Annotated in this window: 7 protein-coding genes; all 7 read left to right on the top strand. The window is 35.9% G+C overall.

Annotated elements, in window-relative coordinates; all coding sequences use genetic code 11:
- Nucleotides 1–90: 90 nt before the first annotated feature.
- Nucleotides 91–1,782 (top strand): DUF885 family protein, encoded by a 1,692-nt coding sequence (locus B0M43_RS18935; RefSeq protein ID WP_065448424.1) that lies wholly within the window; start codon nucleotides 91–93, stop codon nucleotides 1,780–1,782.
- Between the two features lie 312 nt (nucleotides 1,783–2,094).
- A complete protein-coding gene (locus tag B0M43_RS18930) occupies nucleotides 2,095–4,785 on the top strand; it encodes a DUF5695 domain-containing protein (RefSeq protein WP_078007739.1) in 2,691 nt (896 codons plus the stop codon).
- Between the two features lie 2 nt (nucleotides 4,786–4,787).
- The gene (locus tag B0M43_RS18925; RefSeq protein ID WP_078007738.1) at nucleotides 4,788–6,887 is read left to right on the top strand and encodes a beta-galactosidase; all 2,100 of its coding nucleotides are present in this window, start codon (nucleotides 4,788–4,790) and stop codon (nucleotides 6,885–6,887) included.
- A 387-nt stretch (nucleotides 6,888–7,274) separates the two neighbouring features.
- Nucleotides 7,275–9,419, top strand: coding sequence for a family 43 glycosylhydrolase (locus B0M43_RS18920; protein WP_078007737.1), 2,145 nt, complete (start codon nucleotides 7,275–7,277; stop codon nucleotides 9,417–9,419).
- A gap of 235 nt (nucleotides 9,420–9,654) precedes the next feature.
- Complete coding sequence (locus B0M43_RS18915; protein ID WP_078007736.1) at nucleotides 9,655–10,866, top strand: Xaa-Pro peptidase family protein; 1,212 nt, start codon at nucleotides 9,655–9,657, stop codon at nucleotides 10,864–10,866.
- Nucleotides 10,867–11,079: 213 nt separating this feature from the next.
- Nucleotides 11,080–13,290: an alpha-galactosidase gene (locus tag B0M43_RS18910; protein WP_078007735.1), complete on the top strand. Its 2,211-nt coding sequence runs from the start codon at nucleotides 11,080–11,082 to the stop codon at nucleotides 13,288–13,290.
- Between the two features lie 196 nt (nucleotides 13,291–13,486).
- On the top strand, nucleotides 13,487–15,718 hold the full coding sequence (locus B0M43_RS18905; RefSeq protein WP_078007734.1) for a DUF6055 domain-containing protein: 2,232 nt from the start codon (nucleotides 13,487–13,489) through the stop codon (nucleotides 15,716–15,718).
- The last annotated feature ends 247 nt before the right edge of the window (nucleotides 15,719–15,965 follow it).

Raw genomic sequence — 15,965 nt, 5'->3', positions numbered from 1 at the left:
CACAGATTACACAGATTCGCACAGATTAAAAAATCATTTTAATCTTTTAATCTGTGGCAAAAAAACATTCAGAATCATCAAACCAAAAACATGAAAAAATATTTCCTAACCCTTTTTTTATTTTTAGCAATGGCAGTTCCTTCATTTGCAAACGATCTTATTGATGTTATAAATACTTTTCAGGCAGATAAAACAGCCTTGCAGAATTTTTATTCGAACAATGAATCAGAAGAATATTATGTTCGATTTTCAAAGTTTTATGCCGATTGGGAAAAAACAGTAAAAGCTATCGATTTTAAAAATTTATCTAAAGACGGGAAAGTAGATTATTTGCTGTTGAAAAATCTAATTAATAAAGAAAATTACTTTTTACAAATAGAATATAAAGGCTATAAAGAAGTCGCTTCGGTATTGGATTTTTCAGATGATATTACGCTTTTTATCAAAGAAAGAAGAAGAGGCAAAAGACCCGTTTCTAGTCAATTGGCAAAAGCATTTGACCTTGCCGGAATTAGTATTGATAAAAAAACAGAGGTATTAAAAAATAAACCTTTTAAAGATTGGTTTGCAGCAGATAAAGCCGCTAAATCTGTTGTTTCTTTCGAGAAATCATTAAAAGAAGCTTATGAATTTTATTATAGTTACGATCCTGATTTTACCTGGTGGATGCAGAAACCGTATAAAAACCTATCGGATAAACTTAAAGTTTACGAAGAATTTTTGCGAGGCAACTATTCTAAAAACAGCGTAAAAGATGACGGGAGCGGTATTATAGGAAAACCAATTGGCAGAGAAGCTATTATCAAAAGTTTGTCATATGAATATATTCCGTATTCGCCTGAAGAACTTATTGCTACGGCGCAAAACCAATTTGAGTGGTGCAAGAAAGAAATGATAAAAGCATCGACAGAATTAGGTTACGGAAACGATTGGAAAAAAGCACTGGAACATGTAAAAGATACTTATGTTCCGGCAGGCGAACAACCACAAGCTATTACAAGTTTATACGAGCAATCAGTAAAATTCATCGAAGACAGAGATTTAATCACTTTGCCGGATTTGACAAAAGAAACCTGGCAAATGATTATGATGACACCGGAACGCCAGAAAATAAATCCATTTTTTACAGGAGGATGGGAAATTAGCATCTCCTATCCAACCGAAGATATGGACCAGAAAGACAAGCTGATGAGCATGCGTGGTAATAATCCAAACTTTTCTTTTGCAACCGTGCAACACGAATTATTGCCGGGACATAATTTGCAATTTTTTATGAACAGTCGTTATAAATCGTATCGTCAGCCTTTTGATACGCCGTTTTGGATGGAAGGCTGGGCTTTGTATTGGGAAATCAACCTTTGGAACAAACAATTTCCGCAAACGCCTGAACAAAAATTAGGAATGTTATTCTGGAGAATTCACCGTTGCGCCCGAATCATTTTTTCATTAAAATACCATTTGGGAGAAATGACGCCGCAGCAATGCATTGATTTATTAGTAAACGAAGTAGGACACGAAAGAGCCAATGCAGAAGCTGAAGTAAGACGTTCTTTCGCCAGCGGAGATGCACCATTATATCAGGTTGCTTACATGACAGGCGGATTACAGTTTTATGCTTTAAGAAACGAATTGCTGGCCAAAGGTTGGACAGAAAAGCAATTTCACGACCGAGTTTTAAAAGAAAATATAATGCCGGTTGAAATGCTCAGAATTATACTGGAAGATTTACCTGTTGCTGAAGATTATAAAACGAATTGGAAGTTTTCGACTGATTTTAAATAATTAATTCAAGCTGGTATTTAATAAGTATAATCCTTATGAACATGTCATTAAGTTAAGTTTTTTAAAAAGCAAAAAATAAAATTTTACCGCAAAGTTCGCAAAGGATTACGCAAAGTTCGCAAAGGATTACGCAAAGTTTACAAAGCTTTATGAATTGCGCTTTGCTTTAAGATCGCAAAGCGGTTATGTGAAATTTTAACTTAATGACATTGTCATTAGCAACTTGAATTAATTAGAATAAAATTCATCTCTAAAAAGTATAAATAAAAAGAATAAATAAAGTCTGTTTAGATTTTTTAAATAATAAGAAACATGAAAAAAATAACATTATTAGCCGTGATGATTTGTTGCTCAATGGCTTCAAATAATCTGCAAGCGCAGGAGTATTGGGATAAAATCAAAGCCGAAAAATCGACATTGGAGATAGATAAAGGATTCATTAATGTGAGCACCAAATCATTTCAGCTTAAATTATTAAAATCATCTCAAACCGTAGCCGCTTTATCTCCTGTAACAGATAAAACCTTTGATTTTACTCCGGGTGAGCGACTTTCGATCCGTGATAAAGACGGACTTTACCAATTGGGAGATATTAATTTTAGAATTAAAGATGCGACCGGAGCCTGGAAAAATTACTCGAGTGCAGCCAAACGTGCTTCGGTAAAAGAACTTGCCGTTTCAGGAACTACATTGGCGGGGGCAGATCTTTCGAATACTTTTCCGGCCGGAACTCCGCTTAGCGTAAAACGTTATTACGAAGATAAAAACGGAGATTTAGTGATGCGTTTTGAAATTACGAATACTTCAGGCGCAGCAATAGAAATTGGAGCGTTAGGAATTCCTATGGTTTTTAATAATATTCTTGAAGGAAAATCGCTGGATGAAACACATGCCCATAATGTATTTTTTGATCCTTATATAGGAAAAGATGCCGGTTATCTTGAAGTAAAAAGATTAAGCGGTCATGGTCCGGCATTATTGTTACTTCCTGAGGAAAATATGCCATTTGAAGCTTATCGTCCTTTATTGGATGATACTACGCCAAGAAGTATCGTTTTTGAAGGATTTCATGAATGGATGCCATTGAGCAAAGCTTATGCTGAGAATGAATGGAAATCAGCAGAACAATGGAATACTCCTTCTTCATTAACACTTCAGCCCGGAGCCTCTAAAAATTTCTCTTTGAAATTGGTATTGGTTGATGAAATTAAAAATATCCAGAAAACATTAATCGAAAAAGAACGCCCGGTAGCGATAGGAGTTCCCGGATATGTATTGCCGCAAGATGTAGATGGCCAGCTTTTTTTACAATACAAAAAAGCAGTAAAATCTTTTAAAATTGAACCGGAAGGCGCTTTGGCAATTGAGGCAAAAGGAAGAAACGAGAAAGGATATTTTCAATACAAAGTAAACGGAAAAAAATGGGGCAGAGCCAGATTGACTGTAACTTATGAAGATGGTTTACAGCAAACTATTAATTACAAAGTAATAAAAGCTGAAAAAGATGTTGTGGCAGATTTTGGTCATTTCTCTACAACCGCGCAATGGTTTGACGAGAAAAATGATCCTTTTCACAGAAATCCTTCTGTAATTTCGTATGATTATGAAACTAAAAAACAAGTAAGTCAGGACAGTCGTGTATGGATTGCAGGTTTAAGTGACGAAGGTGGAGCAGGAGGCTGGTTGGGTGCTATTATGAAACAATTGATCGAACCCAATAAAGAAGAAATAGTAAAACTAGAGCAATTTGTTGACAAAACATTGTGGGGCGGAATTCAATACAATACAGCTGATACGCTAAAATACGGTGTTAAAAAAAGTGTTTTTTATTACGAACCTACGTTAATGCCGGAAGGAACATACAGCAAAGAGGTAAATTACAAAACATGGGCTGCATGGGACAAAAAAGGATCTGATGATCCGGGAAGATCATACAATTACCCACACGTTGCCGCTGCACACTGGACGATGTATCGTTTGGCGAGATACCACAAAGGTTTGGTAACAAATCACAGCTGGGACTGGTATTTAAAAAACGCCTATGAAACCAGTATTGCAATGACAACTTTGGCTCCTTATTATGCACAGTTTGGACAAATGGAAGGAACTGTTTTTTTATTGATTTTAAAAGATCTAAAAACCGAAGGATATACAGAAATGGCTAATAATCTTGAAGCTAAAATGAAAGCAAGAGCCGATCATTGGAGAACGCTAAATTATCCTTTTGGAAGCGAAATGCCTTGGGATTCTACAGGTCAGGAAGAAGTATACATGTGGTCGGATTATTTTGGATACAATGACAAAGCAAAGATCACGCTTGATGCTATTTTAGCGTACATGCCAACGATGCCTAACTGGGCTTATAACGGAAACGCGCGCAGGTATTGGGACTTTTTATATGGAGGAAAATTGTCGAGAGTAGAACGTCAGATTCATCATTATGGTTCAGCGTTGAATGCAATACCGGTTTTGGAACAATTCAGAAAAACACCTGAAGATTTTCATTTACTAAAAGTTGGTTACGGCGGATTATTAGGCGGAATTTCGAATATTACCGAGGATGGTTTCGGCCCATCTGCTTTTCACTCTTATCCTGAAACGCTTAGAATCGATTATTTATCTGGGGATTATGGTTCCGGATTCTTTGGTTATGCGGTAAATACAGCTACTTTTATAACCAATGAAAAAGACTTAGGCTGGCTGGCTTTTGGAGGGAACTTAAAAGAAAAAGGAGATGAAGTTGAAGTAGAAATTACAACAGCAGCTAAATCTAAAGTATTCATTGGGGCAAAAAAAATGTGGCTGACATTAGATGCAGGAACATTCAATAAAGTAAACTACAATACTAAAACGGGTGAAGTAAAAATTACTTTAGATCCTAAAACAGCGTATACGCCTGATGCTTATTTAAGAATAGATCAGGAGGTAAAATTACCTTACGAAAAAGTAAGAGGAGCATATAAAATTGCCTTGAAAACAAAAGCAATTCAAATTAAATTATAAGAATGAAACAGTCATCAAAACATCTTTTCAAAAAACTGCTATTTGTTTTATTCGGAATAGCAGCGAGTTTACATTCCAGTGCTCAAAATTTCGATAAATTTTTTCCCAAAAAAGACCTGACTACAGTAGGGGTATATTATTATCCGGAACATTGGGATCAGAGCCAATGGGATCGTGATTTGAAAAAAATTGCCGAAATGGGTTTCGAATTTACCCATTTTGGAGAATTTGCCTGGGCACAATTAGAACCACAGGAAGGTGTTTATGATTTTAAATGGCTGGATAAAGCGGTTGAAATTGCTGCAAAATATAATTTAAAAATTATTATGTGTACATCGACAGCAACTCCTCCGGTATGGCTTGTTCGCCAGCATCCGGATGTTCTTGCTACTTATGAAGATGGTACGAAAACCGATCATGGTTCGAGACAACACGCATCGTTTTCAAGTAATTATTATCGTTCTTATTCTTTAAAAATGATCGGGGAATTGGCCAAAAGATATGGTAATAATAAAAATATTATCGGTTGGCAGGTTGACAACGAACCTTCCCGCTTTCTGGATTATGGTGCAGATGCACAAAAACGCTATCGCAATTGGTTACAAACAAAATATAAAACCATTGATGCCTTAAATAAGTCTTGGGGAAACAATTTCTGGAGCGGCACTTATTCTGATTTTAGTCAGATCAATATTCCGTTGCATAAAGAATGGGGAATGAACCTGCATTCGCAATTAGATCATTATCGATTTGCTGACGAGGAAACCGCTACTTTTCTGGACAGTCAGGCAGTTACCATACGCAAATTGGTAAGTAAAGACCAATGGATTACGTCTAACTACAGATCCAACTACGATGAAAGTTTTGTGGGAATGTCTAAAGAATTGGATTTTGATTGTTACACAAGATATTTGGTCTACGGAGGAAGTTTAGGAGTAGGTTCAAAAGGATATCGTTTAGGCGATTATACCAGTATTGGTATGTCGAATGACTTTTTCCGTCCACTGAAAGGAATGTATGGTTGTATGGAATTACAGCCGGGACAAGTAAACTGGGGCAGTATTAACCCGCAGCCGTTGCCGGGAAGTGTTCGCATGTGGTTGTGGCATGTTTTTGCCGGCGGAAGTAAATTTGCGTGTACCTATCGTTTTCGAGCGCCTTTATACGGTTATGAGCAATTTCATTACGGTATTGTAGGTACCGATGGTGTAACGCCAACGGTAGGTGGTAATGAATTTGGTCAGTTTATAAAAGAAATCGATACGCTGCGAAAAAAGTATGATGCTAAGGCAACATTGCCGGATTATTATGTAAAGCGAAAAACAGGAATTCTGTTCAATCCGGATAATGTAATGGGCATTGAATTAAACAAGCAAACAAAAGAGTGGAATACTATTGGACACTTTTTAAAATATTACAGAGCGACAAAATCTTTTGGTGCGCCGGTAGACTTTGTTCGCGATACTACTAATTTTTCTAAATATCCTTTTTTAATAGTACCTGCTTATCAGATGATTGATCAAAAAATGATTGATAAACTAACCTTGTATGCAAAAAACGGAGGGAATTTAATCCTAAGTTGCCGATCCGGAATTCAAAACCGTCAGGGACATCTTTGGGAAGCAAAGTTTTATGAGCCAATGTGGAATTTAATAGGTTCTCAAATAGAATCCTATGATTTATTAATGCCACAATCTCCTGGTGTTATTAAATTTAATAATCAGGAATTTGCCTGGACCAGTTGGGGAGATTTATTAAAACCAAATAAAGAAACAGAAGTTTGGGCTACCTACGATGGAGATTTTTATGCCGGAACACCTGCGATTATTTCGCGTAATTTAGGTAAAGGAACTGTAACTTATATTGGTGTAGATTCTAAAAACGGTGAACTTGAAAAACAAGTATTAAGAAAGTTGTACCAAAAAGAAAATGCCCTTATAGAAAACTATCCCGAAGGAATTATGGTCGAATATCGTGACGGATTTGGTATTGCAGTCAATTATTCGGATAAGGTTTATAATATGAATTTACCGGAAAAGGCAAAAGTTATTATTGGCAACAAAGCAATAAAAACCGCTGATGTGTTGGTTTGGAAATATTAATAGAATTCATTGATTGTGAATTGTCAGGCTGAGCGTCGCTAGACTTAGGGAGAAGTCCCGCTTGTTAAAAGTGAAATATCTTTTTTATTAAAAAAACTATGTTGCTACGCGTTTAAAATTTTCTCTCGCAGATTTGGCAGATTTAACATATTTTTTTAAAATTAATTACTGTAGATATAGTTACTGAGCTGTCAAAAAAAGGCTTAATTCTTTTTATATATTTTTAAGAAATGTAAACAAGAGTTTATAAAAAAATCTGCTAAATCTGCCAAATCTGCGAGAAAATAAAATACTGGATTTGCAAATCAATAATGAATTGCTGTCTCAAAAAAATCATACCCAACGTTTAAAAATAAACAAAAACTCTTCAAATAAATAATAACTACAATGCTGAAAAAGAAACTATTTTACAGTCTTATTTTGCTGGTATTTACAGGAACTGTTTTTGCTCAAAAAGATATCCCTGTAAACACGCCGGGAGCCGGAAATCCTATTTTGCCGGGTTGGTTTGCTGATCCTACAATTAAAAAGTTTGGCGATATTTATTATATCTATGCCACGACAGATAATGAAATGCTGGCATCTGGCGCGCCTACAGTTTGGTATAGTAAAGACTTCAAGAATTGGTTCAATTATATTATGGAAATTCCTTCATTTTCAGCAAAATCAATTACGAATTTTTGGGCTCCGGATATTGTAGAAGGAGACGATGGTAAATACTATCTGTATTTTGGAAATTGCGAAATAGGCTGTAATATTTACGGCTATGTTTCAGACACGCCTGTTGGGCCTTGGAAAAAATTAAGCGAAAAAGATGTTCCTGTAATTTCAAACGGATATCCAAGAGAAGGTTATCCATCCTTAGACGCGCAGTTTTTCAAAGACACCGATGGTAAAATTTACGGGTATTGGGGAACCTGGGTACATTATAACGGCGGATACGCTGTTGGAGAATTAAACCAAAAAACAATGGGAGAAATGGTTCATTCGACCAATATTCCGCTTGCGCAAACTCCCGCGCCGTTTGAAGCTGCTTATATGATGAAAAAAGGTTCTAAATACATTTTAATGTATTCCGGAGCTTCTTGCCATGACGAAACTTATAATGTTCGTTATTCTTATGCTGATGCTCCTTACGGCCCTTTTACTCCGGGGAAAAACAATCCAATTTTGAGTACCAATGAAGATCAAACCGTTCATGGTCCGGGTCATCACTCTGTTCTGAAAGAAAATGATGATTATTACATCGTGTATCATAAACACGATTATCCTATGACAAGAGGAGGTTTGGCGAGACAGGTTTGTATTGATAAAATGATTTTTGAAAATGATTCTACCATACAAAAAGTAGTGCCTACAAGTAAAGGTATAAGTGATCTTGTTAAATCTATTGTACCAAAGGATATTGCTTTCGAATCAAAAACAACAGCATCATCTTATTATCATTTAAAATCGACTCAATACGATTACGAGTATAAAGCTTCTTACGCTACAGATGATAATAATGCCACGATGTGGAAAGCGGCGAATAATACGACACCTGAAGACTTAACCATCGATTTGGGAACCGTTCAAACCATAAAAAGAGTAATGACACAATTTGAATTTGCGAGTTACTATTACCAATACAAACTTGAATATTCTTCAAATGGAAAAAACTGGTTGCTGTATGCTGATCAATCTAAAAACCGTATTGCGGGAAGTCCAATGATTGATGATAATGATGTAAAAGCCCGTTATATCAAACTCACCGTTTTGGGTACAGAAAAAGTGGGACTTTACCCTGCAGTCTGGAACATAAAAGTGTATAGTTCTTTATTTGATCTTCCTTTACCATTAAAAAACGTACCATCGAAAACACTTCCTGCAGTAAAAAGCACTAAGAAATTACTAGTTGATCTTGATGCAAGCAAAATTTCAAATAGTTCATACTTAAATACGATTTCGAATAAAGGTGCTATTGGTGGAACTTTCACAAAAAGCGGAGATATATCTTTAGAAAAACCAGACGGCATTAAAGCTTTTCATTTCAAAAGTGGAGCATTGACATTAGATAAACCAGTTCCAAAATCTCTAGCATGGAATGGTTCGTATACAGTGGCAACCTGGGTTAAAAATCCTGAAGTTGCTAAAGAAGGAGAAATTCTGGCATCATGGTGTGATCGAAACGAATTTAATTTAGCCAATTCGTACAATGCTTTGGCTTATAATAGCAGCAACTACGGAGCTGCGCCACATCTGGACGGTCATTTTGATATGCGTTACAATACGATTCCGGAGGCCAATAAATGGCATTATATCGTGCTGACTTTTGATGGCGTTGTAGAGAAAATTTATGTAGATGGTGTTTTGGATAATTCGCAAAATATGCTGCTATCGTCTGCCATTGATAAAGCCAAAATTATCATTGGAGCTTCAGATATTGGAGAAAATTTCTCTGGTTTTATGGCTTCTTTGCGTTTGTACGATTATGCACTTGATCAAAAAGGTGTATTGGAATTAATGAAACAGACGAAACCTAAAACAGAATAATTTTGTTAAATAATTATAAATACAAATCAATTAATTTAAACACATAGAAACATAGATTTTATGATTTTGAAAAAAAAAGAAAATCAAAAAGAAACAAGTTTCTCAGACATAGTTATGTGTGTTGATGCAAGTGAAACGCCTTTTTAAGTTTAGTAATGCTATGTTTCTATGTGTTTAATTTAGGTTTTTATGAATTATCTTAAATTAGCACTTTATAACCTAAAAACAGAAAAAAATGACAATTGGTATAGGCGGTTCTACTGCTGCAATCGAATTAGAAAAAATAGAAAACAGAACTCAGGATGTACAGCCAATTCAGTTAGGGGAATATCTGGAGCGCATAAAAAAAGCAACTGGCTTGATGAAAGAGCTTTCTGTTCAGGCACTTTACCTGAATGCGGGAACGAACCTGTATTATTTTACAGGAACGAAATGGAATGCTTCTGAAAGAATGGTTGGTGCTTTATTGTTTGATGATGGTTCTTTAGAATATATAGTGCCAAAATTTGAAGAAGGTACTTTTAAAAAATACATGAAAGTTCAGGACAATATTAATTGTTGGGAAGAACATGAATCGCCCTATATTTTATTCGGAAAATTATTGAATGATAAAAGCACTGAATACGGCAGAATTGCAATTGATGAATCTTCGCCTTATTTTTTAGTTGATGGAGTTTTAAAAGCCAATACGTCATACGCTTTTATAAACGCACAAGAGATTACAGCCGCTTGTAGAATGCAAAAATCTAAAAATGAAATTGCCATTATTCAAAAAGCAAAAGACATTACGATGGAGGTTCAGCGCGCTGCTGCTAAAATTTTAAGACCCGGAATTACAGTAGACGAAGTGGTTGATTTTATTCATAAAGCACACATTAAGGCCGGAATATCTTCGGGTTCTTATTTCTGTATTGTTTTATTTGCTGATGATACGCAATATCCTCATGGCGTTTCGGTTCCTCAGCCTTTAAAAGAAAACGATGCTGTGATTGTAGATACGGGCTGTAGATTAGAAGGTTATCTTTCTGATATTACAAGATCTTATGCTTACGGAACTCCTTCGGAAGAATACAGAACCATTTGGAATCTAGAGCAAAAAGTTCAATTTGCTGCTTTTGAAGCGGCTAATATCGATGTTTCCTGCGGATCAGTAGATGACGCGGCGAGGAAAACTTTGGCGGAAGCCGGATTAAGCGCTGACTATGATTTACCGGGATTGCCCCACAGAGTAGGGCACGGAACGGGATTGGATATTCATGAATTCCCGTATTTAGTACGCGGAAGCGAAATAAAATTAAAGAAAGGAATGGTCGTGAGCAACGAACCTATGATTTGTATTCCTGGGAAATTTGGAATCAGACATGAAGATCATTTTTACATGACCGAAAACGGGGCAAAGTGGTTTACTGAGCCAATGCATAGTGTTGATAATCCTTTTGGATATTAAATTTTACGGATATAAATCCTGCGTTTCATTCTCTCGCAGATTTAGCAGATTTATTTTGTAAGCTTCTATTTTATTTCTAAGATATAGTGCTGAAGTTTTGTGATAGATTTTTTAGATATATCAAAAAGGATAAAAAAAGAATCTGCCAAATCTGCGAGAAGATTAAAATTATTGTAATAAAATCTCGAAAGATTAATTTAAAAAATAAAAAAAATGAAGCAATTTTTACTGTTATTATTGACCATTACATATTCAGCTATTCAGGCGCAGGAAAGTTCTTTAATTAAGATTGAAACTCAAAATTCTGCGTTAGTGCTTAAGGTTGGTAAAAACAAAAAATTGTATCAGACTTATTTGGGCACAAAGCTTAATAATAGTAGCGAATACGAAGCCGTTTCCAAAGAAAATACCAAGAATTTCGTGGTGAATGATGGGAATCCTTTAATCGATTTACGTCATTCGGCATACCCAACTTTTGGAACCGATAATTTATTCGAACCCGCTATCAGAATTACCCATAACGACGGAAATCCTTCGTTAGAATTAGAATGTCAAAATCATACCATTCAAAAAATAACGGATAATACAGCTGAGATTATCATCAAATTAAAAGATCCTCAATATCCGGTTTTTGTCAACCTTCATTATAAAACATTCTACAAAGAAAACGTAATCGAATCGTGGACAGAAATTCAGCACAACGAGAAAAAAGCTGTAATGCTGTACAATTATGCTTCATCGGCTTTGCATTTGGATGCAGATCAATATTGGCTGACACAATTTTATAGCGATGTAGTCGAGGAAGTTCGAATGGAAGAAAGTCAGCTTACAAGAGGCATTAAGGTTATCGACTCGAAATTGGGCGTTCGAACAAATATGTTTGCGTCACCCAGTTTTTTTCTTTCATTAAATTCAAAATCAGGAGAAAATACAGGTGAAGTAATTGCGGGAACAATTGCGTGGTCCGGAAACTTCAAGTATACATTTGATATTGATAATAATAATGAGTTGAGAATTATTTCAGGTATTAATGAATTTGCATCAGAATACAATCTTGAACCCGGAAAAACATTCAAAACACCTGTTTTTATTTATACCTTTTCAAATCAGGGCAAAGGTCAGGCGAGTAGAAATTTGCATGCCTGGGCCAGAAAATATGGTCTTAAAGATGGCGAAAAACCACGCCTTACTTTACTGAACAACTGGGAAACTACTTTTTTTGATTTTGATGAAAAGAAACTCGCCAATATGTTTACAGATGCTAAAACATTGGGAGTAGATATGTTTTTGCTTGATGACGGCTGGTTTGGCAACAAATACCCAAGAAGCGGTTCTACATCAGGATTAGGAGATTGGCAGGCTACAAAATCAAAATTGCCAAATGGGATTGGTTTTCTGATGGAAAAAGCGCAGGAAACCAATGTAAAATTTGGTATTTGGATAGAACCTGAAATGATCAACGAAAAAACTGAACTGTACGAAAAACATCCGGATTGGGTATTGAGTTTGCCTAACAGAGAAAAGAATATTTATCGCACACAATTGGTTCTTGATTTATGCAATCCGCAGGTTCAGGATTTTGTTTTTAAGGTTGTTGATGATATCATGCAAACCAAACAAGGAGTTGCGTTTTTTAAATGGGATTGTAACCGTATGATGACCAGTGCTTATTCGACCTATCTTAAAAATCAGCAATCGCATTTGTTTATAGAATACACAAAAGGCTTGTATAAAGTTCTGGATCGAATAAAAGCCAAATATCCTGATCTTCCTATGATGCTTTGTGCCGGAGGAGGAGGCAGGGTCGATTACGGAATGCTCAATTATTTCACCGAGTTTTGGGCCAGCGACAACACAGATCCGTTTGATCGTGTTTTTATTCAATGGGGATATTCCAATTTTTATCCTGCGCTCGCAACGTGTAATCATGTGACTTCTATGGGCAATCAATCCATTAAATTTAAAACTGATGTGGCCATGATGGGTAAACTGGGTTTTGATATTCACGTAGGCGGATTAAAACCAAACGAATTGCAATTTTGTCAGGAAGCTGTTGCTAATTATAAACGGTTAAGTCCTGTAATTTGGCAAGGAGATTTGTACCGATTGATTTCACCTTATGAAGAAAGCAGAGCGGTATTAATGTATGTGAATCAGGATAAAACCAAGTCGGTTGTTTTCTCTTATACCTTGCATCCATTAACCGATCCTAATTACAGTTTGGTACGATTAGAAGGACTTGATCCATTAAAAAAATACGAAGTCAAAGAAATAAATCTTATGCCCCAAGCCAAAAATACTTTTGAAGCATCAGGAAATGTTTTTTCGGGAGATTTTTTGATGAAAGTAGGTTTGAAAATTTCTTCTGCAAGACAGGAAAGCAGTGTTGTATTAGAGGTTACAGCTGCCGATTTGAAGAATTAATTCGTATTAATTTTTGCGATTTTGGTTTTTAAATATAAGTATTGATGTTTTGTAACTTATTGTAAAATAGATTAGTATATTTTATTAAATAGGTAAAATAGTATTAAATGTAGATAATATTGTCTTACAAGATGATTAGTGTAGTTTTTACATTTACAAAAGAATGCTATTTCTTAACCTATTAATTAAATAAACTATGAAAAAACTTTTACTACTTGTTGTCGTTTTTCTATCCAGTTATTTTGCAATTGCACAGAAAACGCTTTTTACTCCCACAGAATGGAGTGATCCTAATAATGAATTTTATAATAAAGTATCCAACACCAGAAAGTACGAATCGACCAATTTTGTACTCTACTGGGGTGATAAAGTTGGGACGAATCCTGCGGCATATGCTGATGCGGCACTAAGGTTTACACCAAAATCAGTTGCAGATACACTCGAGACTAGCTTTAAACGCTATATTACCGATTTGCATTTTGTAAACAATGCGCCAACAACCAATTTTGGGAAGTACAAGATCATTATTATGATGATGAGTACCTGGAATTCTACAGATCCAAGGTTAGAAGCTTTTGCACAAGCGAGTTCCTTTACTAATACCATCGGCGCTATGTTTGTACATCCTGAAGCCACGAGAGATGGCGGAGCGTTATCGCATGAATTTGCCCATACATTGCAAATGATGATGAGCATTCAGGAAAATCCGGGAGCCGGAAGAGCATTTGCCGGATACGATTGGGCGAGTCCGTTTTATGAAGGACACGCCAATTTTATGCGCGCACAGGCTTATCCGCAATGGGCAGAAATTGACGGAACTTTGACCCGCTGGATCCAGACCAAACATTTTATGTGGTCCTCGAACAGGCATCATTATACTAATTTTCATTTAATGTATTATGTTCAGGAAAAAGAGGGATTTGATTTTACAAGAAGAATGTGGGCAGAATCTATGAATGAAGAACATCCGCTGGAAACCATTAAAAGGTTAAAAGGGTTTACCCAGGATCAGCTTGATGATTATCTATGGGGATATGCACAGCGACAAGCCGCATTCGATTATCCCATTCAATGGAATTCCCAAATAAACACCACCAGTAATTTCGGAAAAACCATTAGAAATGTTTACAATGCGATAAAAACAAATATGCCTCGTTATACCAGCAGACAATATACGCTGCTTACAAAAGTAACAGGAACAACGGATCAATATTATACCAATAACGATTGGGCTCCACAGGATTACGGAATGAATTTAATTCCGTTATACCCAACCTGTACAGGAACACAAAAAAAAGTAACCATTAAATTTAAAGGACATACTGAGGTAAATACCACTCAGGCCGGATGGCGTTATGGTTTTGTAACCACAAAAAGCGATGGAACTATTTCTCGTTACAGTCCAATGTATAAGACCGATGGCGAAGCATCATTTACACTCAATACAGCGACAGAAGCTAACATTTATCTGGTTGTTTTTGCGGCACCAAAAGTGCATGTCAATTACAATATGGATGTGGGTTATCCAAAACAAAGAAGATATCCTTACGAACTAAAAATTGCAAATGCTACTCCGGAAGGATTTCAGCCTGCAGCTAACTTTAGAAGCTTTCTTAAAACAAACGGACATTTACATACCAACGGTGGTGGATGGGTGTCTAACAATGCAACTGTGGCCTCTACAGTATATGTAGGTCCGTATGCAATTGTACGAGCCGGAACGATTTCAGGAAATGCCCGTATTGATGATTACGCAATGGTAGATGGAGGAACTATAAACGGAAATGCGATTGTAAGAGGCAATGCATGTGTGTACAACGCCACTTTGGCCAACAGCGCCATTGTTGAAGGAAATGCCTGGATGGAAGGCGGTTCTGTAAAAAACACTGCCAATATCAAAGGAAATGCTATGTTGTTTGCAGGAGATTTTGCCAGTTCAGTTGTTGTAGGCGGGGATGCAGAAATTGGCAGTTGCGCTACACCTGGTGTTTATTTGCAATTTCCTTACTGGAGAAACGGAAGAGATAATTGCGATGGTAAAGGTGCAAGCGATACTTCTAATATCGATATCAATGCAACATTTACCAATTTTACAGCTGCGCAAATGGCTTTTAGTACAACGCCCAACTGTACGGTAACCACGCTGGCGACTAACAAAGCAGTACTGGATCCTGAGGTAGATTTAAGTGTTTATCCCAACCCTACAAAAGGCATCCTGAACATTTCGTTTTTGCAGGCAGAACAGGAAAAAGTAACCATTGTCTTATTTGATATCAACGGACAAAAATTAGTTACCATTACAGATAAAGTGTATGATGCAGGCAAAATTGATATTGCCTACAATTGCAATAATTTGATCAAAGGCGTTTATTTACTCAATATTCAAAGGGGAGGTGAGATCGTAAGTAAATCATTTCTAAAAGAATAATACATTAAAAATGAATGTATTCTCCAATTTCCGGAATATAGAAACTAAAATTGATCCTTTATAATTCCTTATAAAAATGCTATTATTTTTTAATAGCATTTTTTTTATTACTCATTCAATTAAATTTTTTTAAAAATATTTTTTATACTAAAACGTTTTAGTATATTTGCCAACATGATATACCTTTTTTGCGTATTAAGGAATGTTTGTAGTGTATATTTTTTTAATTGTAATACAGAGTGTTAAA

Source organism: Flavobacterium sp. KBS0721 (assembly GCF_002007065.3).
Lineage (GTDB): Bacteria > Bacteroidota > Bacteroidia > Flavobacteriales > Flavobacteriaceae > Flavobacterium > Flavobacterium piscis.
The sequence above is the reverse complement of the archived record's forward strand: the minus strand, read 5'-3'. Positions and strand labels throughout refer to the sequence as shown.